This is a genomic window from Limnobacter sp. G6BE5S, from assembly GCF_058448965.1.
Map to the genome: position 1 here is coordinate 36,339 of NZ_JBZFLM010000001.1, position 21,495 is coordinate 57,833.

General features: G+C 52.8%; 19 protein-coding genes. 4 read left to right on the forward strand and 15 right to left on the reverse strand.

Annotated features, from left to right (window positions below):
* Nucleotides 1-24 precede the first annotated feature (24 nt).
* From ACVL1J_RS00175 to ACVL1J_RS00235, 13 genes are all read right to left on the reverse strand, one after another.
* Nucleotides 25-1,185: an NAD-dependent epimerase/dehydratase family protein gene (locus ACVL1J_RS00175; RefSeq protein ID WP_341237200.1), complete on the reverse strand. Its 1,161-nt coding sequence runs from the start codon at nt 1,183-1,185 to the stop codon at nt 25-27.
* A gap of 54 nt (nt 1,186-1,239) precedes the next feature.
* Nucleotides 1,240-1,821, reverse strand: coding sequence for an adenylyl-sulfate kinase (gene cysC / locus ACVL1J_RS00180; RefSeq protein ID WP_341237199.1), 582 nt, complete (start codon nt 1,819-1,821; stop codon nt 1,240-1,242).
* The gene (locus ACVL1J_RS00185) at nt 1,815-2,933 is read right to left on the reverse strand and encodes a TIGR03032 family protein (RefSeq protein ID WP_341237198.1); all 1,119 of its coding nucleotides are present in this window, start codon (nt 2,931-2,933) and stop codon (nt 1,815-1,817) included. Before ACVL1J_RS00185 ends, cysC begins: the two co-directional genes overlap by 7 nt.
* Nucleotides 2,934-3,012: 79 nt before the next feature.
* Nucleotides 3,013-8,508 (reverse strand): tail fiber domain-containing protein, encoded by a 5,496-nt coding sequence (locus ACVL1J_RS00190; protein ID WP_341237197.1) that lies wholly within the window; start codon nt 8,506-8,508, stop codon nt 3,013-3,015.
* 8 nt (nt 8,509-8,516) lie between these two features.
* On the reverse strand, nt 8,517-9,053 hold the full coding sequence (locus ACVL1J_RS00195; protein WP_341237196.1) for a hypothetical protein: 537 nt from the start codon (nt 9,051-9,053) through the stop codon (nt 8,517-8,519).
* Nucleotides 9,054-9,195: 142 nt separating this feature from the next.
* Nucleotides 9,196-9,888 carry a hypothetical protein gene (locus ACVL1J_RS00200; RefSeq protein ID WP_159568227.1) on the reverse strand — a complete coding sequence of 231 codons (693 nt, stop codon included), beginning with the start codon at nt 9,886-9,888 and terminating at the stop codon, nt 9,196-9,198.
* 42 nt (nt 9,889-9,930) lie between these two features.
* The gene (locus ACVL1J_RS00205; RefSeq protein WP_341237195.1) at nt 9,931-10,785 is read right to left on the reverse strand and encodes a peptidylprolyl isomerase; all 855 of its coding nucleotides are present in this window, start codon (nt 10,783-10,785) and stop codon (nt 9,931-9,933) included.
* Complete coding sequence (locus tag ACVL1J_RS00210; RefSeq protein ID WP_159568225.1) at nt 10,778-11,263, reverse strand: hypothetical protein; 486 nt, start codon at nt 11,261-11,263, stop codon at nt 10,778-10,780. Before ACVL1J_RS00210 ends, ACVL1J_RS00205 begins: the two co-directional genes overlap by 8 nt.
* On the reverse strand, nt 11,260-12,129 hold the full coding sequence (locus ACVL1J_RS00215) for a hypothetical protein (protein ID WP_159568224.1): 870 nt from the start codon (nt 12,127-12,129) through the stop codon (nt 11,260-11,262). Before ACVL1J_RS00215 ends, ACVL1J_RS00210 begins: the two co-directional genes overlap by 4 nt.
* Before the next feature lie 3 nt (nt 12,130-12,132).
* Complete coding sequence (locus ACVL1J_RS00220; RefSeq protein WP_159568223.1) at nt 12,133-13,383, reverse strand: type II secretion system F family protein; 1,251 nt, start codon at nt 13,381-13,383, stop codon at nt 12,133-12,135.
* A gap of 2 nt (nt 13,384-13,385) precedes the next feature.
* Nucleotides 13,386-15,086: a GspE/PulE family protein gene (locus ACVL1J_RS00225; RefSeq protein WP_159568222.1), complete on the reverse strand. Its 1,701-nt coding sequence runs from the start codon at nt 15,084-15,086 to the stop codon at nt 13,386-13,388.
* A 14-nt stretch (nt 15,087-15,100) separates the two neighbouring features.
* A complete protein-coding gene (locus ACVL1J_RS00230; RefSeq protein ID WP_341237194.1) occupies nt 15,101-15,958 on the reverse strand; it encodes a hypothetical protein in 858 nt (285 codons plus the stop codon).
* A gap of 3 nt (nt 15,959-15,961) precedes the next feature.
* On the reverse strand, nt 15,962-17,518 hold the full coding sequence (locus tag ACVL1J_RS00235) for a type II secretion system protein GspD (protein ID WP_341237193.1): 1,557 nt from the start codon (nt 17,516-17,518) through the stop codon (nt 15,962-15,964).
* 139 nt (nt 17,519-17,657) lie between these two features.
* Here ACVL1J_RS00235 and ACVL1J_RS00240 point away from each other — a divergent pair, with 139 nt between their 5' ends.
* From ACVL1J_RS00240 to ACVL1J_RS00250, 3 genes are read left to right on the forward strand one after another with little or no spacing between them, the layout of a single operon-like run.
* Nucleotides 17,658-18,128: a DsrE family protein gene (locus ACVL1J_RS00240; RefSeq protein WP_159568219.1), complete on the forward strand. Its 471-nt coding sequence runs from the start codon at nt 17,658-17,660 to the stop codon at nt 18,126-18,128.
* A 12-nt stretch (nt 18,129-18,140) separates the two neighbouring features.
* Nucleotides 18,141-19,427 (forward strand): MFS transporter, encoded by a 1,287-nt coding sequence (locus ACVL1J_RS00245; protein ID WP_159568218.1) that lies wholly within the window; start codon nt 18,141-18,143, stop codon nt 19,425-19,427.
* Nucleotides 19,402-19,566 carry a hypothetical protein gene (locus ACVL1J_RS00250; RefSeq protein ID WP_341237192.1) on the forward strand — a complete coding sequence of 55 codons (165 nt, stop codon included), beginning with the start codon at nt 19,402-19,404 and terminating at the stop codon, nt 19,564-19,566. Before ACVL1J_RS00245 ends, ACVL1J_RS00250 begins: the two co-directional genes overlap by 26 nt.
* A gap of 12 nt (nt 19,567-19,578) precedes the next feature.
* On the opposite strand, the gene ACVL1J_RS00255 is transcribed toward ACVL1J_RS00250, so the two are convergent.
* Both ACVL1J_RS00255 and ACVL1J_RS00260 read right to left on the reverse strand, forming a co-directional pair.
* The gene (locus ACVL1J_RS00255; RefSeq protein WP_341237191.1) at nt 19,579-20,328 is read right to left on the reverse strand and encodes an LrgB family protein; all 750 of its coding nucleotides are present in this window, start codon (nt 20,326-20,328) and stop codon (nt 19,579-19,581) included.
* Nucleotides 20,321-20,695: a CidA/LrgA family protein gene (locus ACVL1J_RS00260; protein ID WP_341237190.1), complete on the reverse strand. Its 375-nt coding sequence runs from the start codon at nt 20,693-20,695 to the stop codon at nt 20,321-20,323. Before ACVL1J_RS00260 ends, ACVL1J_RS00255 begins: the two co-directional genes overlap by 8 nt.
* Nucleotides 20,696-20,802: 107 nt before the next feature.
* On the opposite strand from ACVL1J_RS00260, the gene ACVL1J_RS00265 reads away from it, so the two are divergent.
* Nucleotides 20,803-21,471 (forward strand): OmpA family protein, encoded by a 669-nt coding sequence (locus tag ACVL1J_RS00265; RefSeq protein WP_159568214.1) that lies wholly within the window; start codon nt 20,803-20,805, stop codon nt 21,469-21,471.
* Nucleotides 21,472-21,495 lie beyond the last annotated feature (24 nt).

The following is a 21,495-nucleotide window of genomic DNA, read 5'->3' on the forward strand; positions in this document are numbered from 1 at the left end:
ACTACGCCGACAAGGTCAGAAAATTCAAACCTGATGGTACATGCGGTACCAAGCCGCAAATTGAACGATTCCCTGCGCCAAGGGTGTGGACGGCCTGAATTGGGTGGCCAATTCCAGGGCGCTTACATCGGCGCAACTTTGGCTTTTTTCCAGAATAGGCCCTGTGATGTACTCCTTGATTGCGGTTTTCTCCAAAGCACGCTCAAGCGCTGCAATTAATTCCTCAATGGACACGGGCAAGCTGTTGCCTACGTTCAAAATACGCCAAGGTGCATTGCTGCTGGCCTGGTCGGGCGCTTCAACCAGCCAGGCCGGATTCGGCTCAGCAGGCGTATCGCTTGCCCGCAATATGGCTTCAACCAAATCGGCAATGTAGGTGTAGTCGCGCGTATTTCGCCCATCGTTGTAAATTTGTATGGGCTTGCCCTCGAGAATGCGTTTTGTAAATGCAAACAACACAGAGTCGGGCCGACCCCAAGGGCCATACACCGAGAAAAAGCGCAAACCGGTTGTGGGCAGATTAAACAGGTGGCTGTACGAATGCGCCATTAACTCGCAGGCTCGTTGTGTTGCGGCATCAAGACGCTGCGGGTGATTGGCGCTGTCGCGCTCGCTCATGGGTTTTTGAAAACCTGCGCCATACACGGCGTGGCTGCTGGCGTAGGTTAAATGATGAATTTTGAAGTGGCGACAGGCCTCCAGAAGCGACACAAAACTGTTGATGTTGTTTTGCACGCATTCGGCGGGGTTGTCGTGTGACAAAAATTTATCCGTTTGACCGGCCAGATGAATGACCCGCTGCACCTTGTAGGTCTCAAGACATTCGTGCAGTTCTGTGCCGTTGCACAAGTCGGCGCGCACGGTGTGGTATTTGCTGCCAGTAACCTTGGCGATTTCCTCAAGCATGGTGAGGCGCTCGCGCTTAAGCCGGGTGTCGTAATGGCTGTTCAGGGAATCAAAACCGATGACTTTGTCGCCACGTTCAAGCAACGCTTTTGCAGTGTGAAAGCCAATGAAACCTGCGTGCCCGGTGACCAAAACCGTTTGCTTTTGATCGGCCTGTTTGATTAGACCCGGGTCAACTGCTTCCAATTCTGCCAACTCTTTGGTTTGCAGCTTTTCAGTTTCGGATGCTGCATTTTTCAGCTTGTCCGGGGCCGGGAAGGCCTCCATTTTTATAGCCATAGTGCGCACATGCCATGAGACAGTCTGCAAGACTCCCTTGAAACCGTGAAAAAGTCAATCCGGTGGCAGTAGTCGGTGGCTTTTGAGCAAAGAGACAAGTTGATCAACGCACTGATCAGGCGACATGGCGTCGGTGTGCAACTCCAGGTGCGGTGACAGCGGTGGTTCGTACGGCGAATCGACACCGGTGAAGTGGTCTATTTCGCCACGCCGCACCCGTTTGTATAAACCTTTTGGATCACGCAGTTCACAAACAGCAAGCGGCGCATTGATGTACACCTCCAGGAACGCAGTGTGCCTCAATTGTGCCCGGGCCAATTCGCGCGCCTGTGCAAGCGGAGAAATCATGGCGACAATAACCAGCAAACCTGCATCGACCATCAAATTACAGACTTGTGCTGCACGCAAAACATTTTGCGCGCGATCATGGGTAGAAAAGCCAAGGTCAGAGTTCAAGCCGCTACGCAGGCTGTCGCCATCCAGCAGCATGGTGTGCGCCCCCCGGCGAATCAGGTTTGTCTCCAACGCGGTAGCCAGTGTGGACTTGCCTGCGCCGCTTAACCCTGTCAGCCAAACCACGCCTGGCGAGTGTCCTTTGATTGCCTGCCGTTGCGCAGCCGGTACACCGGTTAACACACACTCACCTCGCCACGCGCCACTTCAGCAGCAGGGGCTGAAATTAATTGATCAATCACCCGCAGACCTGGATGCTGGGCTTCATCCAGCGACAGGACTGCCGCTTGTCGACAATCGGGAATGACCACGGTATCAAAGAGCTCCCGGGCTTCACCTTCAAAAGTAATTGCCTGCATGACATCGCCTGTTTTAAGGTTGACCGCAACCAGTTGACAACGGTCCGCCAGCCCAAGCGACTTGAGTCTTTCGTGAAGCGGGAAATTGGGAATATAGCCATCGTGCCGGGGCTTGCTGATGCCAAATACGGCGTAATCACCCACAAAACTCAAGCCTCTGCCATAGCCCCCCACAAAAGCAATGCAGTCGTATTGACCAGTGCGTTGATCGATGCGACCGAATTCGCCAGCACCGCTGTTCAGCACATACAAGTCACCGTTGTGAATTCGTGGGCTGTGTGGCTGAACCAGACCCGTGCACACTGCCTCCTGAGTTTGCGCACACCACACAACCCCGCTGTTGAAGGGCTGCCCCCGCCAACCAGCTGTTTCGTTTGTAACCGCAAAACAGGTCACGTATTTCAGTTCGCCACCTTCCATACACAAGCCATTTAAATGGCAGCGGTCTTCGGGCAACAAGGCTGAAATAAACCGGGGGCGCCACACTTCGCGCACGCTATGGGACGCACTGGGGGCAACAATACAGCTGTATTTCGCCGCAACAAACTGCACTTCTCCATCGGCGATGAAAGCCAGTTCATGCGCATCGAGATCGCCTGTAAACAGCAAACTGCGCGGACTATAACAACGCTGATACACCGGGCTCTCGATACCAGGCAAGGACAATATATTGTGATAAACGCGCACATCAGTTTGGCAAGCAACTGCAAGCTGTTCCCCGTGCAAGGCCATGCCCATACACAAAGGGAAATTTGCCACCTGAAAATGCAGGGCATTGCCCTGCGGTGGAAAACCAATCACGTGCAGATCACCCATGCTCCGAGTACCGAGCAACAAACTGAAACCCAGCTCTTTTTGCAGCTGCACCCACTCGGGGTTGCAATGTACTTCTGTGTGTGACTGCTGTGTCTGCAATGTACTTTGTGCGTGGATCATGCCCACTCCCTGCCCTGGTTTCAAGATCATTCCAAAGCAGCATATTCCAATCTGCAAAACTCGCATTCACCCAGGGCGGTTAACCCATTTTGATCCAACTCGCTTTGATCGATTTGCCTGCGGCAATCACCTTGACCTGATTGCCTTCTGCATACAATTCAATGCCCTCGCTGGCCACCGAGATCACTTTGGCTTGTCCCGCATTCACAATCACAGTAGCCGTGGCATAGCTACCATCGAGTGCACTGGTACTCACGGTGTAATGACCGTCTGATTTGGCAGCAAACAGCACGGCAGGCAAACCCACTCCGGCATAAACCTGAACAGATCCAGTATTTAATTGCTCAGCCTGTACGGTGTTGGCAACTGCTGAGTTGGCTCGAAGATTGTTGACCTCCAGGTCGGTGATTCGCGCCATTTCCGCTTCAAGCCGCTGAGAATAAACTGAGTTCGAACGCACCTGCTGCGCCGTGAAGTTGCTCACTTTCAGTTCCACTGCATTGATCGTGAGCAAAGAACCGTCAGTCGATTCGCTAAAGTTTTTTACCCAGCGTGAATTGATGTGGTTGATTGAATCTGAATTGTTTTTCACTTGCCCATCGAGGGTAAATAAAGCATCGTCCAAACGCTCGATCGCAATTGAATTGGTTTGAATGGCCACGGCGTTTTCGGCAATTTTCTGGATATTCAAATCGATCGCGTTTTGCATGCCATCCATGCGTTTCACTGCCTCGGTTTTCCATCCTTCCAGGGAAGTAATGCGCATGTCATGTTGATTCACTCGATCATCGAGCACATCGATCCGCTGCCCTTGTTCCAATACCGTTTTATCAAGCACTTTGACTTGTTTACTCAACTGACCAACACCCATGGCTGCCATGGCACCCAATGCGCTGTAATCCACGGACATCATGCCGTCGGCCCGGGTTGCCACAGCCTCGGGGAACAGGTTTTGGATTTCTTGCGCAATTACACCAATGCGTCGCCCCAGATTGGGGTTGGCCAGGTACTCGTAGCTGTAGGTTTGTAGTTGCTCAAGCCTGCTTAATACCGAATCGGAATTTTGTGCCTGAATATTGGTTTTCAAACGCCGATCTGAACTGACATTGAATGCGGTGGCTTGAACATAGCCGTTGGCAATCACATCGCCACTGCCTGCAATTCTGAACACGGGCGTGTAGCTTACCAAGTCGAGCCCCAACAAGCCCACCTGCAGTTCATCGGCGTTGACCCCGCCAAATGTACTTGCGTTGTCACCAATACCTATCCTCAACCTGCTTTGATCGGCTGCAGCATTGGTTCTATATATGGCCATTGGATCAGAGGTTTCTGTCGGCTCACCAAAACGCAAGTACTGGTTACTCGACACCAGCGCACCGCCAGTTGCTGCGATTTGCCCGCTGAAGCTGGCGGCACCATTGACATGCAACTTGGTGTTCACATAGGTGTCGCTGCGCGATGTGGCGCCAATAACCACCTGATCGTCCGTTGAAGACACGACACCGTCTTTGGCAACACCCAAAGCACCCAGCACGAGAGTATTCGATGTGGTGACACGCGCAAAGGCACCGACCGCAGATGCGTAGTTCACACTGTTTACCAATACATCGGAAGAAGTGCCGACACCCATGTTGTAGCTGCCGGTTGTATTGCCTAGCAAAGCGTTTTTACCCAAGGAAACGTTGGCATTACCAGCGGTATTGGAGTACAGGGAGTTCAAGCCCACTGCAGTGTTGTCCAGGCCAGTGGTACTGCCAAACATGGAAAACGTGCCAATCGCTGTGTTATTAAACCCCGTGGTGTTGTTTTGTAATGCGTTGCGACCCAATGCTGCGTTGTTGTAACCCGTGGTGTTAAAAATAAGGCTGTTGTAACCCAAAGCACTGTTGTTGTAGCCGGTGGTGTTGGTGAGCAGGGCGTTTCGACCCATGGCAATGTTGTAATAACCAGTGGTATTGTTATTCATGGCGCCACGACCGACAGCAGCATTCGAATGCCCTGTGGTGTTCTCGAACAGGGCATTGTCGCCCACAGCCGTATTTTCATTGCCCGTGGTATTTTTCAACAACGCATTGACTCCCACCGCCACGTTGTTCGCGCCCGTGGTGTTACTTAACAAGGTGTTGAATCCCACACCCACATTTCGTTCACCTGTGGTGTTGGTTAACAAACTGTTTACACCAAAGGCGCTGTTGTAGTCGCCGCTGGTGTTGGCCAACAAGGCGTTCACGCCAAATGCGCTATTCTCGAAACCATCGGTGTTGTTCAGTAGCGAATTAATACCCACCGCGGTATTTCGATAGCCCGAGGTAGTGCTGCGTTGGGAATTAAAACCGATCGCAACGTTTTGATAGCCGGTGGTGTTGTTGTACAGGGCGTCTTGACCAATGGCCACAATTTGATACCCCACACTATTGGTGTACAAGGCATTGTCACCCAAGGCCACGTTTTGATAACCCGTGGTATTCGAGAACATCGCGTTGGTACCGATTGCATTGTTTTGCACACCTGTGGTGTTGCTGTGAAGCGCATTCACACCCACGGCATTGTTGCGGCTACCGCTTGTATTCAGGTTCAATGCATTTCGGCCCACACCGGTATTGTCGAAACCCGTGGTGGTATTCACCATGGCATACACACCCACAGCGGTGTTGTTGTAGCCGCTTGTGTTGGCATTCAGTGTGTACGTGCCTATCGCTGTATTGTACGAACCTGTGCTGTTCACGGTGAGCGCATTAAAGCCCACACCTGTGTTAAAAATTCCCTCGGTAGAAACAGCGCTGGGTGACAGGCTTGTAAGTACGCCCTCGCCAATTGCAATATTGCCTGCGCGTGGATCAGCACCCAGTGCATTAATGCCCAGGGCCAAACTGCTTTGTGGAAATGCTGCGCCTACAGTACTTGCGAAGGTAAGTGCTGCATCAATGTTTGCCTTGTTCACGGGTGCCACCTGCTCACCATTGACGTACAAACTTTGAACATCAACACGGCCTGCGAATACAGCTGACTGATCCGGTTTCAGGGTGAGCACTGTGTTGTAGGTTTGGTCGCCTACCCCGCCGGATCCACCTTGACCCACACGGAAAATAAGCCCATCTTCGGCTCCACCAACATCTATAGAGGTTGAACGGGCACCGGAATAAATCCGCAGATGATCCCAGCCAGCATCGTTGTTTGAAGACATCACCCGCAAGTCCCTTAACTGCGTGTAGTTGGCGGCACTGCCTGTATTCAGAAACACATTGCCAGAGGCCCGCAAACCACCGGTAATTTGAAGTTTGTTACCACTGCCATCGTCGGCGGTTGCGCCAATTACAGTGTTATCCGTGGTGCGCCCAAGCACCACTGTGTTGGATGTGGTGACCGAGGAATTATTGCCAATGGTGACTGCATAAGACAGTGCATCGCCAATTGTTGCGCTGTTACCCAACGCAATGTTGCTGTTGCTGGTCAAAGTGCCATTGCCCGCGTGGTCGCCAATCAAGATGTTGCGGCTGCCTGTTGTGATGGTGTTACCAGAACGATGACCGATAGCAATGTTCGTATCGCCTGTGGTTAACGCAGGCATAGCGTAGTGACCCAGTGCTGTGTTGGAGCCCCCTGTGCGTAATTCGCCGAAGGTGTTGTTGCCCACAGCCGTGTTGTATTGGCCTTCCGAGTAATACAGGGTGTTGGTACCGACAGCGACACTCTCGGTGGCGGTTGCCCTGTACATTGAAAATGCGCCAATCGAAGTGACATAAGCACTGGTGCTTATATTGTCAGCGGCATATGAGCCTATCGCTGTGTTGTAGAAACCAGTGGTGTTGCCATTCAGGGCGGCATCACCCACAGCCGTGTTGTAGTAACCCGTTGTGTTGCGGCCCAACCCAAACTCCCCCACTGCCACGTTGCTGCTGCCCGAGGTATTTGTCATGAGTGCATAGGCGCCAACCGCCACATTGTAAAAGCCTGTGGTATTGGCCTGCAAACTGTAGTAACCGGTGGCTGTGTTGAAGCTGCCCGTTGTATTCGCGTACATCGACCATGCACCCGATGCCGTGTTGTAGTAGCCCGTGGTGTTGCTGAACATGCTCTTGTAACCCAACGCCGTATTTTCATCTCCGTAATCGTTGGTGTACAAGGCTTGATAACCCACGCCCGTGTTCCAGGTACCCGACTCGGTGCCATAGCCTGTGGTGGCCATTTGCCCGAGTACGCCATTGCCCACCGCCACATTGCCTGCATTCTTGCGACCAGCCAATGCACCAGTTCCCAACCCCAGATTGGGTTCGGCATAAAAAGTTGAACCTGTATCGCTGGCGTATTGAAAAGCCAATGTGGCGGGTACGCCGGCCTGGCTGATCGAGGCGACATCGACATTGCCGTTGAAGAATGCGCCTGCAAAAGTGGGCGTACTGGTCATGGCTATGTCTTGTGGCAAACTCAGCACCACATCGCCATTCATGGCGCTTGCGATTACCTGGTTGTTTGTGCCGGCAATGCTAATTACACCTGTGTTTGAAATGGTGATACTGCCAGCACCGTTCAATACGCCAATTCCGTCACCAGCACTGATAGCACCCAACGCGAAACCTGCGCCGGTACCAATCAGCAAACTACCCTGCGCGGCCGCACTTGAATCAACCCCTGTGCCACCAAATGCAGCACCCAAAACCCCACTGCTGACATTGCTTGCATTCAGGTCAGTCAAAGCGGCGCCGTTTCCGATAAAACCAGAGGCAGTTACACTGCTTGAAAATGTGGCCGTACTTCCGGCCAGAGCGCCTGTGATAGTTGCACTGGCTGCCTGAAAATCAGCCACTGTGACTTTGCCAGTGGTGTAGGCAATGGCGCCTGCCCCGTTACTGGCCGAATCATCATTAAACTTGCTGGCATCCACTGGCTGCCAAGCACCGCCTACATAGCTGTAAAGTTTGTTGGTATCCAGTACCAATCGAACGTCGCCTTCCTCACCAGGCATGGCGGTTAAGTCTGCATAAGTGCCGACGGCACTTCTGAAGTGTCTCGAAGATGTTTGCGATGGCGCGGTGACCTGCACGTAATCGTCGCCCAGACCACCAAGATTGGCCAGAACATACGTGCAACTGGTTTCCATGCTGCCATTCAAACCTGGGGACACCACGGCGTACACGAGTGGGTTGGGTACGCCCTGCCCGGCCAGAAAACTGCTGTTGGATGTTGATGAATTGTTGTCCCAAGCGCAGTATCCAAGAGGGCGACCTGCACCGTCGCGTTGTGGCAAATTGGCCGAGGATGGCACAGACCCCATGTCGGCAGGATACCCGGTAGGTCTGGCACCCATTTCCTTGGCGCGCAGCACGCCGTTGACCTCTTCGACATGTCCTTGCATGCCTTGACTGACCTGCGCCACTGTGTTTTTCAGTGTGAATTGACGTATTAGCTGGGTCGCGGTGAAGGCAGCAGCGGAGTCGCCCGAGCGGCCCACCGCGGGAGACACAGCAGTTGCACTCAAACTGAAGGCCACCAAATACGGCAGGGCCTTTTGAACAGCCAGCACAATGGGTTTCGGTTGAAAACTGGCGGTGTTGATTCCGGAATTATTTTTCTTCATGTGAACTCCTAGTTCAATACCGCAAATACAAGTTCATCGCCCGAGGCGAAGACTGACCCCTCGTACTGACGCAACAGGCGCTCTCGGGTTGCTGCTGCACCACCGCTTACACGGGGTATTAATCGCAGCCGTATTCCCCCGGTTTCCGTGTGCTCGTACACCCACTCGTCGAAATCAGGAGGACTGACCGGCAAGGGAATTCCGTCGGGCATCAGGGCAAGCGACAAATCGCCATTGGGTGCGGGACAAACAACAGATGAAATGACTGCAGCGTTGCCCGTGGTGGCTGGTGCGGGGTAGGCGTGCCGTGTGTCGAACTGTTCATGGTCGCCATCGGGATAAACCGCCGCACAAAGCATGATTTTTCCCTTAATGACTTCGAGTTGTACGGCAACCTCGCTGACGGTGTCTTGAACAGACTGACCCTGCTGTGCGCTGGTATTCAAGCGCGCATAGGCCGCGCCCACAATGGCCAGCAAACCAATGCCGTACAAAATGTAGGAAGCGATGAATCCACTTTGTTGCTGAAAGAATTTTCTGTTCACGATTTCTTAACCTCGGTTTCTTGCACGGATTTCGGTGCATACCGGGTTAACGGGTGAATGCATACAAGCCCACATCCCTTGCTTTGGTGAAACACGGCGAAAAAAAAGCCCGCTTTTGCGGGCTTGGTGATGTCTTGGTGGCTTAGTTTTCTTGAACAACCTTGAAATACACAAACTTATTGTCGCTGGTTTCGATACAGCCTTCTGGCCATCCCGACACATCCGCCGGAGCAGCAGTCGAGATTGCTGAAATTCCGCCGTCAGTGCCAGCGAGCCAGTCCGACAAAGCGTTGCTTGCTGAAGGAACGATGTTACTGCCGTACAAGAGCGTGTTGACTCGGCCACACACATCCTCACGCAGGTCAGGCAAAATCACCATGGGGTCTTCTTCAGTTGTCGCCAACAATTTACCCGCGGTTGCCTTGTTGATGTACCAGTGCCCAGCCGATGGCGCTGAAGGCGGCTTGATGCTGGTGTCTGCACCCGCTGCAAATGCAGAGGTCGGCATAATTTGTGGCGATGCGTACCGGGCCGCAGGATCAAACAAACCTTGCCCTGATGAATTCGAAAAATCCATGGTCAACACTGCAGATGAACCAAAATCGCTTGAGTACCTGGCCACCCCATCGCGCAAATCACTGGCCTGTTTCAAAATAACCGAGGCATTGACTTTTGCCTGCTCCACGTCGGTTTGTGAGGTCGGGCTTCGGTTGGCCAATGCAAAGCCACCCAGCACGGCTGTCATCAAGGCAATGCCGAAGAGCAAGGCCGCTTGAATAAAACCCGATTGCTTTTGCTTTCGCAATCCGGCGACGGGATTAAAAATACCTTTCATGATGTTCTCCTTGATTACCTGTGTTGCTCAGGCCTTGTTTAATTAACTCAACTCCACCTTGGCCTGCCTGCGGGCCTGCTCAAGTTCGGCATTGAATTTTTCTAAAGCAAGGGCCTGAACTATGTCTTGCTTCAATTCTTCCATGGTGGGTTTTTTAAATTGTTTGCTGTCCTCAATCTTCAAAACCAAGAGGCCATTTCGCAATCTAAGCACTTCGCTGAACTCACCTTTCTTCATTTTCGATACCACTCGCCCCAGGTTGTAAGGCAGCGCCTGAGCTACGGCATAGCCGTCACCCTGCTCCACCAGTGGCTTTAACTGATCAAGCGCGTCCTTCTCGCCCTTCTTTAATTTCTCCAGGGTTTGCTGCACATCGTTTTGATCATTGCTCAGGTAATAACTGACTTTCCACTGCTGAAAGTTTTGGTCTAGTACGTTGGCATCGTAGTAAGCCCTTACCTCGTCGTCGCTTACGGCTTTGCGCAACTCTTCCATTCGCTTGGTGGTGTACAAAGTAGAAAGTACTTCACGCTCGGCTGCGCGCAGGGCAGCTTTGGCCTCTTCCACATACATCTCGCGACCGCGCTCCGCAGCCACCACTTTGTTGATGTAACGGTCGATCACAATTGCGCGGTCCACACCCGACTGCAGCATGCCACCCAACTCCATTTCAGTAATTTTCATACCATTAATACTGGCCACTTCCCGGTCAGATTTGTTGGCAGAAGTGCCGGCAGCAAATGCGCTGGCCACCGGAGAAACACCTGTATTGGAAGGACCCTGAAACGCCGTCCAACCGGCCCATGACACCAAGCCCACCATGCCCAAGGCCGCGACCCCCAGGGTCGCTTTTTGTTTGGCAAACGGTACGCCAGCTTTGTTGTCGGATTCACTCATCGCCTTGCCCTCTCAATTTGACTTCCACTTTCTCTGTCATACCTTTAACAACGGCCAGCGAAGCGTGCCCCGAGCAGCCCGCCAGACATATTTCCTCTGCATGCCACACCACGTCTTTTGAAATGCCCTGCACGCTATTCAATACGTACATGAATTCGGCATATTTGGAGGGGTCGGCAATATCAATCTTGATGCTGTCGCGATTGGCAAGCACTTGCACGTCTGGGCTTAACCTGGAAAGCACTCGGGCATACTCCTCGTAGACCACCTTGCCAACTGGCACACGCTTTAAAGTGAACTCAGGCAACTCCTGACTTTTTCGTTCAAGCTCGGTTGCGCGAAGAAAATCGTTCACCGAAAACGCAGCCAAAATCACCATGATTACGGCACACATCATGGCGAAAACCGGCGCAAGGCCCATGAGTCGACTGGCCTCGGCAATCCACAATGAGCTGTTGTTCTTAATATCCAGTTTCACTTGACTGACTCCTTCTTGCCTTGTTTACGTACACTTAGCAGCCCTTCCATATCCCTAAGATCGGTGATCACGTCGCGCCCCAGGGAATCGAGGTAATCCTGGCTTACCCAACTCGGCAGTACCAATTCAAAAGACTCGTCGTCTTCACCTTTCATCTTGTATTTCTCGATCCAGCCACCTGAGCGCACCACAGTCGCTGACACTTTTTGTATTCGGGAAATTTGCCGGGCAAGTGGCTGTTGAACGCTGAGCTTAACCAGTGTGGCATTCAGGTCATTCTCAACAGCCTGTGCATTCAGGCCACTGGCGGCTTGGCTATTGGTGTAGGCACTTGCTGCCTGTGAACCGAGAAAAACCATGGATGCCGAGATCAGCACGCCAATTGATCCCTTCATCATCAATGCACTAAAACGCTCGGTAATGCCTTGAATGGCCTGCGGAATACTGCTGAGCGGTTTACCACCCTTGTGATCAATTTCGACAATTTGCAGGTCCAGACCAATCAGATAGTCTTTCAACACATCTTGATCATTGCAAAGCAATCGCACGCTGCCACCTTCGATGATCAGGGCGGCTGAGTAATCCGCGCCGTGCATCAAATAGATCGCATCGCCTACATGCAAAGGGCCGTCGGGCAATACATCAACGAAGGGCAAATTGAAGCCAGGTGCTGAACTTAGCCAGGCACTTTCAATGGCAAAGTAATACACATGTCCCGAGCGCTCCATACAATAGGCATGAAGGCGGTTGGTGCCCAAAATGGCATAGGCCTGATTCATGACCACCTTTTGTGCACTGCCGGTACCCACGGGCAAACGCCCTGCGATCAAGTTGGAATAAATACTTTTTAAATTGATGGCTTCCATGACTTAGGCTCCTGACAGCACAACTTCGTTTTGCAAATACACCACTGCCAAACTGAACAGCACTGCGATGCCCGAATAAGCCAGTGAGGCCACAAACGCAATCACCGCAAATTTGCGTGCCGCACTGTTGGCTTTGTCATCGCGGGTTTGTGAAATCGAGGCCAAACACTCAGCCAGTTGCGCCTGATCTTTGTGTGCGCGAATCAGTAGGCGCTCACTGCTGTCGAGCAAGGGATGATTGAATGCCACTGCAGGCTGCTCGCCAATCTCGCTGCGATCGGTGATGGTTTTCCAGAACAGGGACACGGTGGGCGTAATGGTGCCTTTGCGCGCAATTTGTACAGCGTTTAGAAATGCCACACCACCAGTCAACAAAGAACCCAACACCCGTGTGGTCGCGGCAATGCCAGAGGAAATCAGCAACTCGCCGATCACCGGTACTTTCTCAAGCATGCCAAACGCCTGCGTACGCGTTTTCTGGTCAGGTGACAACACCAGCATGGTGAAGTAGATCAGGATGAGAAAGAACAGGAATGAAAATACAAGCAAACCATTGTTGACCCATTCAGCCAATGCAAGGGAGCTGTTGTATTGCGCAACCTTGGCGGGATCTTCGCTCATGAGTGGCGTTGCCTTTAACTGCTCAATCAAACCAAAACGCATGCCAACAACTGTAGACACCGCCATAATCAGATCAAGTGCAGTCCAGGTGACCGCACCAAACATCAACTTCAAAGTGGCTGAGCCTTTTTCATAAAAACTCACGGCTGTTTCAAGGGCCTCGCTCAACTGGCCAGCGGCCTCACCTGCGCTCAATACCGCCAGCGTAGAATCATCAAACCAGTTCAGCAGTTCGACCGCGGCCACAAATCCGAAACCCTGCCGCAATGCATTCAAAGCCTGGTTCAACATCAAACGCGGCTCACCCAATTCACCCAAAATTACCTGCTCCAGTGACTTCTCGGGTGACAAGCCTGAACGCACATTAAACGCAAGCGCCTGCAAAAATTTTTGTTTGTAACTGCGACTCACTTTCGAACCAAACAGGCGGGACAAACGGCCTTTGGCTTGCAGTTCAAATACATCCAGCACAACGCCACCACGGTCAATCACTTGCTGAATTGCCTCGCGTTTTCTAGATGCAGTAATCACCAATTGATGGCGAAAGTAACCACTTAGCCTGTCGTCAGGTCGTGCAGTCGCATCCAGCATTTGGGGAGCCAGGTAATCGACCCGGAAGTTAGAAATGGACATGCTTAATCCCCTGCCACACCAAGAACCTGAAGGACACTGGGCCAATCGACCAAGCCTTGATCCAACAGGGTTTGCAGGGTTTGTAGCCGGCTGGTGTAATCAACACCGTTCTCTGTACATAAATCAACAGGCAGCTCAAGATTGTGACTTTTAAATGCCTTCACAAAACGGCCACGCATTGACTCGTCAACAGGCACATGCATGGTTTCATGTGCAGCAACCCGACCTGAATATCCCAAACCGGCACAGCGCGTGCAACCGACCTTTTGACGTAAACCCGCGCGCGGCAGGATCAAACCGCCCGTGAGTCGATACGCCTGTGAATGGAACATGTCCAGTATTTCCGCCTGAACAGGTTTTGCGCATGAGCAAAGTCGACGCACCAGACGCTGGTGAATCACGACCCGCAAGAAATGCGCAAGCAAAAACTCGGAATCGGCACGGTGGGCCGGGTCAATCATGGACAAAAAGCGCTCACTCACCTGCAACACACTGTTGGCGTGAATGGTAGAAATCACCAAGTGACCACTTTCGGCGAAGGCCAGGGCGGCACGCGCAGAATCGGCATCCCGCACCTCACCAAAAATCAAGATGTCCGGGTCTTGGCGTAAAATCGAACGTTCAAGTTCAATTGCCTTTTGCTTCACCAAGGCCTGCAATTGAATTTGTTTGGCGAAGGGTAAAATGTATTCAACCGGATCTTCTACCGTGATCACATTCATGGCATCACGCCGAAAGCCGCAAGCCACGGTGTACTGCGTGGTGCTTTTGCCCGAGCCTGTTGCACCGGAAATGAATACCAATCCACCGGTTTTCCCGGTTTGATTGGTGATGCTTCGGATCAACTCCGTCATCTTGGGCTGGCCTGGAAACAAAGCCCCCAGACTGGGCAACAGCGATGCATCCAATGCACGCAGCACAACGGACTCGCCATCTACTAGCGGTTGCGTGGAAATTCGAAAATCCACCACCCTGCCTTCATGTTCAACTGTCAAACGACCATCTTGAGCCGTGCGGCTATTGGATGCATCCATACCCGCTTCAATTTTGATACGGGCCACCAGCGATTGCATTAGCAACTCAGGCAACAAGTGGGTTTGGCGCATGACCGAATCCACCCGATACGCGATCCAGGCATCGGGGTCGCCTTTGCGGCTTAGGTGTATGTCGCTGGCACGCAAGGACAAAGCCTCTTTGAGCACCGCATAAACCAGGCTGCGTAGGCGCCCGGCTTCAAGCCCCTCATGCCGAAGAACTGTGATCAAACCGTTCACTGAACCCGATTGCTCAATTCGCAGCAACAGCTCGCACACTTCCTGGCGGCTGGAAGGTAAAAATTTCAATGCCGAAACGGGGGCCCGCAAAATCTGACGTATTCGATCCTGTTGCGCTGCCTTCAGTGGCTGGGCGCAACGCAAGGTCAGCACACCTTTTGAAAACTCGGTGGGCACACAAACAAAACGCCGACAGAACTCAAGCGGCAAAATAGTTTGAAGCGTGAAGTGGTCGCCAATCACATTGGAGTCTTCCTGAGAACCCGAATCGATCAGATCATCAAGATTCAAAAACCGTGAGCGCAAAGCAAGGCTGCCCAATTCCGCCGAGCGCCCTTCTCCACGCAGATGGGTGTGTTGTTGGCGAAGCAAATTAAGCTGATGATCATCCAGCCCGGCTTGCATCAAATCTGCCTCAAGTGATTTCATGCTGCATGTTTCCTTCAGTTGGGAAAGCCAGTACCAAAACCTGGTTGATTGTTGCCACCCGGGCCACCACCGAAACCGCCGTTTCCACCGCCAAACCCAGAGCCCAAGTTACCGCCCTGCTGGCCGCCCAAGGTACCGGAAGGCGAGAAGGTTTGAGTTCGCAATACAGGGACCAAATGATCAAACCGATCGGTTTCCACTTTCAATAACTGGGAATCACTGGGTACCTGAGGAAGGCCGCCTGCACTGGATTCAAGCGCACCATAAAAAACGTTGACCCAGGCACCATTTTCACTACGCCAATCAACCGTGATGTCTTGCCCGTTCACCATGGCCCGCAAGGGATAACCACTGACATTTTCAGTTTTTCCTACCCGCAATCGAAGTGCACCCGATGAGCGAGACACGGGACGAGGTACAACCACAGCGGGAGGAGATTCGCCACGGCCGTTGCTCGATTGTTGAACAGCCGCAGACTGAATCACCTGCGGGGACGCAAAATCGTTTTCAACCCTGCGCATGACAATGGCCCCCTGGAAATGGGCAGTGACCTGCATGTTGGCAAAAAGGTTGATCAGAGGAACTGGCAATACGGGAGAGTTCAAGGCTTGCTGCCGAATGTTCAGGTCTTCCTGGGTAATTCTGCGCTCGGCCTGCCTGCGCAGCTCAGCCGCACCACCGCCAGCATCGGGATCAGACTGACTTTGTGACGCATTAGTCGCCCCCGATCCACTGCCTGAGGGTATCGCTTGCGACACGGCTGGACGAATCAATGGATTTGCAATTGTTTGCTGGGACAAGGCCACGCCAGACCGGGCAACAAGAAGCACAATCAAGGTACACATCAGAATTCGGTTTGAGTAGATTTGCATGAATTACCGCTCCTGAACCTGGGTCAGCTTGGAAATCATTTGAACTGGTGCCGGAACAAAGCCCAGGCTTGTGGACAAACGCAAAGCGCGTGTCGCCGTTTCCACAGGTTCCAACACAGGCGTTTGTGCTGCAGGCTGCTCCTGCTTGGCCACTTCCCCGAACAGCAACAGGCGTGGGCGAATGGTCACCACCAGTTCAGTTTGTTTCGTGGCCTCGGTTCGACTGCGCGTGCCCAAACCACTTTGAAAATCGTCTTGCGCCCTGGATACGGTAATGCCACCCAGCAATATCGTGTCACCAGGGCGACAACGCACTTGTGTTTTCAGCTCACGGTCGGCCACTTCGGGCAGATTCAGATCGACGCCCAAGGCAGTGAAGCGCTTTAACGCCAACAGTTCAGTGATTGAAATATTGATGCGGGTGTAAATGGTTGAGTCGTGCGCCTCGCCAGTCAGCGAGACTTCAAGACCAGTCCGCAGGTTTTGCGTGTCCGCAGTAGACTGCGCCACGCCATTGACAATTTGAGACCCCACGCGCGAGACGAAGGTGGTGGATTGCCCCACACGAATATTGCCGTTGGTGCCATTCATTAAACCAATTTTGGGTTGACTCAACGTTTTTACGTCGCCTTGCGACTTTAAAAAATCAATCAGAAAATTGGTTGAAAAGTTTTCACCGAAAATCAGGGTTTCAATGCCCGACGCGGTACGGGTCAACTGGGTAATTCGGTCTGCCGTACTTGAGGCACCTGCAAGCGCCGAATCCGGCGCCGTGTTGATCCCGTTTCCGGTTTTATACAACTCCCAACGCACACCCATGTTGTTGGAGTCATTCAGATCAACCTGCAACACATTCATGTCATACACAATCAACGATCGTGTGGCCCGTGCCCGCTCCAGATAATTCTGGATGTCGCTTAATGCACGGCGATTGGCACGAAAAACCAGCGACCTGTTAATGCGATCCAGGTACACGTCACGCGCGCCCAGATACTGCATGGTGTTGGTAATGCCAGCCATGCTGTCCTCATTCAGCACGGGTGGCATGGTGACCACAAACTGCTGTTCGGGCATGATCCTCAGCACACCCGACTCGGTCACAGTCCAGAAGAACCCCATGATCTCGCCCAACTTGTTCATGACCTGCGGCAGACTACCGCTCAAGTTGTTCAGCGTGACCACCCCATAACGAGACGCTGCATCCGCCCCACCCTCAAAACTCAATGGCATGTTGGTGCTGGCGAAAATCAGCTGCAACACATCAAATAAACCGCGTTCTGTGACCGACAGGTTGTCGACACGTCGATCAGGCAAATCACCTTCCGAGATTTGGGGACGAACCCAGAACGTGTCGGAGGGCAAGCGCTCAATCGGCAAGGTAACCTGGGAAGCTGTCGAACTGGCGCCAGTGATGTCCGGCGCCTTCAATTTGGCACGAAACTCGTCCTCCTGGCCAAAGGGTCGAAGCGATGAACAAGCCGCAGCGCCAAGGACGACAGCCGCGTAAACACCAATTTTGCTCACCGACAAAGCGGTGTTTAATACGGTGTTGGGTTTCATACTGTTGCTCATCCATTCCAATTCGGTACAGTTCAGTATCCAGATGGGCGATGGGTTAAACATCCCTCTAAGGAGTCACCTCAACGACCCCACCTTTTCGTGGGATAAGGCGGGGTTAACCGACATTGAAGGAGAAAAAATGACTTGGCTTTTGATCAGAAATACCGTGGTGGCCTTTGCAGCAGGCTTGATGTTGACTGGCACGGTGTACGCACAGGAATCTGCCCCTGTGAAGCGGATGAACACACAGGACATTACCTCGAAGGTGGTTTATCACATTGACGGTGCCGAGCAACCATTGAAGGCGCTGCGTAATATTCGAAACCACCTGGACGTGTCGCCCAAAACCACGATTATCGTGGTGACCCATGCCAATGGCGTGGACTTTCTCATGGAGGGTGCCAAACACGCTGAAACGGGCACTCAATACGCCCCCTTGGTCAGTGCACTGACCGCGCGCGGTGTGGTGTTCGAGATTTGCGAAATCACTTTGAAAAACCGCAAACTGAACAAAGACCAATTTGTGCTGGATGCCAACTACACACCATCGGGTGTGGTGCGTGTTGCCGACCTGCAAACCCAACAGGGCTTTGCTTACATCAAACCTTAATTTGCAATCACCATGCGCTTGACCCCCCACAAAGCCGTATCACCCCTCACCATTCTGTGGTGTGGGGCTTTTATCATGACCATCTCGCTTGGCATACGCCATTCATTCGGGCTTTTCCTGCAGCCCATGAGTTTAAGCAACGAGTGGGGGCGCGAAGTATTTGCCTTTTCAATTGCCATGCAAAACCTGGTCTGGGGTATTGCGCAGCCATTTGTAGGCCGAATGGCTGATCGCTTGGGCTCAGCCATCACCATGATTCTTGGTGGCGCACTGTATGCGCTGGGTTTGTTTTTAATGGCCATGGTTGAAAGCCCTGGCATGCTGACATTCAGCGCTGGTATTTTGATCGGACTGGGCTTGAGCGGCACCACTTTTCCGGTTGTATTTGGCGCGGTCAGCCGTGCCATGCCCCCTGAAAAACGCAGCATGGCCATGGGTATTTCCATGGCCCTGGGCTCACTGGGACAGTTTGCATTTTTGCCCGGAGGCCTGTTTTTGATCAACCAGGTTGGTTGGTCTTCGGCACTGACCATTCTGGCCTGCTTTGCCGTCATCATTTTGGTGTTGGCATGGCAATTGATCGAGCCAAAAGCCAAGCCCCTGAATACCGACGACACGCCTTGCAGCGCCGAGTGCCCGAACACTGCCGCCAGCCATCAGGAAACGCCTGCGGGCAAAGAGCTGGGCATGTGGGCTTCGCTGGGGCAAGCCATTCAGCACCGAGCCTTCCTCATGTTGAGCGTGGGCTACTTTGTGTGCGGCTTTCAAATTTTGTTCATTAGCGTACACCTGCCCAGCTATCTGCAAGACAGTGGCATACCCGCCAGTGTGGGCAGCACTGCTTTGGCCTTGATTGGCCTGTTCAACATTCTGGGCAGTTATCTTGCCGGGCTGTGGGGCGGCAAATTCAGAAAGCCCATGCTGCTGACCGGCATTTATGGTTTGCGCGGTGTGCTCATTGTGGCTTTTGTGCTGGCGCCCTTAAGCACCTGGAGCGTGTATTTGTTTGCGGCTGCGATGGGGGTTCTCTGGCTGTCGACTGTGCCTTTAACCACAGGCACGGTGTCGTCCATGTTTGGTGTTAAAAACCTGTCAATGCTGGGTGGACTGGTATTCATGTTCCACCAAATTGGTGCCTTTGTGGGTGGCTGGCTTGGGGGCTTGTTGTTTGATGCCACCGGCAGTTACATGATGGTGTGGTGGATCTGCGTTGCTTTGAGTGTGATCGCAGCTGCGGTAAACTGGCCTATCAAGGAACAAAGCGCAACACCGAATGAGCCCGCAACACAAGCCGCTTGAGAATTCACAGACCAGCACACCACTGATGCCACGTTGGGCCAAAGTGGTGTTGGTGGTGTTCGCCTTGCTGGTGATGCTGGGCTACGCCAGCCCCGACATGCGGGCTGTGTATGTGGCTGCATGGGCGGCCTGTTTCTAAGTACCCGGGTGTTTAGCTAAAAAACCCAAACGCCCACGGAATTAACAGCGCACCAAAAATACCGTGCAAGCCCATGCCAAGGCTGGCATAGCGACCCGCCTCGGGGTGCACTGAAAACGCACGCGCTGTACCAATACCATGCGCGGCCAGGCCCATGGTAAAACCACGAACCCACCAACGCTTCATACCCATGGAATTGAACAACCAAGTGCCAACTGCTGCACCCAGAATGCCTGTGACAATGGCAAACAAGGCGGTGAGTGTTGGCGAGGCCCCAATGCGCTCGCTAACGCCCATGGCAATCGGTGCCGTAACAGACTTCGCCCACAGGCTTTGTACAATGTCGAGGTTGGCTCCCAATAAATAGGCAGTGCCCAAAGCACTACCAATAGACAAGGCACCACCCACCAACAGAGCCACGCTCAACAATACCAGCGTGCGCACGGTTTGACCTTTCACCGCGGTAAGGCCCTGGTAAATTGGAACCGCCAACGCCACAGTGGCTGTACCCAGCAAGAAGTGAACAAACTGTGCACCTTCAAAATACTGCTGATAACTTAAACCTGTAATTTGTAAAAATGCGGCCAGCAACAACACAGCAATCATGACCGGGTTGGTAAACGGGTGCTGCCCGCTTTTTTTGTAGCACCACAAACCAATTTGATAGGCCAGCAGGGTCAAAAACAACGCGCTCAGCGGATTCCCGCTGAGATAAACCCAGATCTCGGGAAGCTCCAGAACACGACGGGCCGATTCAGTCATTCTTGGGGGCCTCACTGACGTCACCAGGCATAAACCTGGCGGCGAGCCGATCGAGCAACCATGCCGTACCCACCAAGGTGACCACTACACTTACAAGCAAGGTAATCAGAATCACCACCCCGAATTCAGCCAACACTGGCCAAAATACAACCACCCCCACCGCCGCGGGTACAAACAGCAACCCCAAGTTGGCAGTGAACACATTGGCTGTGGATTGAATATCGGCAGGCACACCGCCCTTGATGAAGAAAAATGCCAGCAAGGCGACCAAACCCAGCACCGGACCCGGAATGGATGGAAACAACGAGAAGCTGAGCAACTCGCCCAAGGCCTGAAACGCAAGAAGTATCGTTAATGATTTAAGCATGTTGGAGTGTAGCGCCATGAAATTTTTATAGTCAACCTGTAAAAGGTTAAGGCGTTAGAATGAAACAGACAGAAAACAAGTCAATACAAAACTCGAGGAATGACACCATGAATAAATTCAAACTTTCAGCAATTGCCCTTACTTTGTTCGCAGCAGGTTGTGCCAGCAATGGTGGCGGCGTTTTCCAACAACCGCAAGCCCCACAACAACCTGCCCCCGGATCACCCGTGGCGGTTGCGGGTTGCCCTGTAGCCCCTGAGCGCAAGGTAGACAACACCAAAACAGCAATCGGTACCGCCGTAGGTGCAATTGGTGGCGCCATTGTAGGCAACAGCATTGATGGCAAGGACACTGTGCGTGGTGCCGCATTGGGCGGTCTGTTTGGTTACCTGGTGGGCAGCCAGATCGCTGTGCGCGAACAACGTGACGGCTCAGTGATGCTGGACATTCCCGGTGCTGCTTTGTTCGACACCAACAAAACAGCAATCAAGCCCCAGTTTGCAGGCACACTGGATCAAATTGCTGCCACCTTGCGTGACAACCCCAACACGATTGTGTGTGTGATCGGCTACACCGACAGCACCGGTAGCGATGAATACAATCAGGATTTGTCAGTGCGCCGTGCGCAGTCTGTGACCAGCTTCCTGACCACCAAAGGAATCTCCGGAGCGCGACTAACTGCTGCGGGTCTGGGTGAGCGTTTTCCAGCGGCCACCAACGACACTGAAGCAGGCCGTACACAAAACCGCCGCGTTGAAATGTACGTGCGCAACTAAACCGTTCGATGCATAAAAAAAGCC

Bases quoted from the DNA above. Each gene is read 5' to 3' on its own strand.
- ACVL1J_RS00205 (WP_341237195.1), bottom strand. From the start codon at position 10,785: ATGAGTGAATCCGACAACAAAGCTGGCGTACCGTTTGCCAAACAAAAA.
- ACVL1J_RS00260 (WP_341237190.1), bottom strand. From the start codon at position 20,695: ATGCTTAAATCATTAACGATACTTCTTGCGTTTCAGGCCTTGGGCGAG.
- ACVL1J_RS00235 (WP_341237193.1), bottom strand. From the start codon at position 17,518: ATGAAACCCAACACCGTATTAAACACCGCTTTGTCGGTGAGCAAAATT.
- ACVL1J_RS00190 (WP_341237197.1), bottom strand. From the start codon at position 8,508: ATGAAGAAAAATAATTCCGGAATCAACACCGCCAGTTTTCAACCGAAA.
- ACVL1J_RS00245 (WP_159568218.1), top strand. From the start codon at position 18,141: ATGCGCTTGACCCCCCACAAAGCCGTATCACCCCTCACCATTCTGTGG.
- ACVL1J_RS00250 (WP_341237192.1), top strand. From the start codon at position 19,402: ATGAGCCCGCAACACAAGCCGCTTGAGAATTCACAGACCAGCACACCA.
- ACVL1J_RS00265 (WP_159568214.1), top strand. From the start codon at position 20,803: ATGAATAAATTCAAACTTTCAGCAATTGCCCTTACTTTGTTCGCAGCA.
- ACVL1J_RS00255 (WP_341237191.1), bottom strand. From the start codon at position 20,328: ATGACTGAATCGGCCCGTCGTGTTCTGGAGCTTCCCGAGATCTGGGTT.
- ACVL1J_RS00220 (WP_159568223.1), bottom strand. From the start codon at position 13,383: ATGTCCATTTCTAACTTCCGGGTCGATTACCTGGCTCCCCAAATGCTG.
- ACVL1J_RS00200 (WP_159568227.1), bottom strand. From the start codon at position 9,888: ATGAAAGGTATTTTTAATCCCGTCGCCGGATTGCGAAAGCAAAAGCAA.
- ACVL1J_RS00240 (WP_159568219.1), top strand. From the start codon at position 17,658: ATGACTTGGCTTTTGATCAGAAATACCGTGGTGGCCTTTGCAGCAGGC.
- ACVL1J_RS00175 (WP_341237200.1), bottom strand. From the start codon at position 1,185: ATGGCTATAAAAATGGAGGCCTTCCCGGCCCCGGACAAGCTGAAAAAT.
- ACVL1J_RS00185 (WP_341237198.1), bottom strand. From the start codon at position 2,933: ATGATCCACGCACAAAGTACATTGCAGACACAGCAGTCACACACAGAA.
- ACVL1J_RS00215 (WP_159568224.1), bottom strand. From the start codon at position 12,129: ATGGAAGCCATCAATTTAAAAAGTATTTATTCCAACTTGATCGCAGGG.
- ACVL1J_RS00230 (WP_341237194.1), bottom strand. From the start codon at position 15,958: ATGCAAATCTACTCAAACCGAATTCTGATGTGTACCTTGATTGTGCTT.
- ACVL1J_RS00225 (WP_159568222.1), bottom strand. From the start codon at position 15,086: ATGAAATCACTTGAGGCAGATTTGATGCAAGCCGGGCTGGATGATCAT.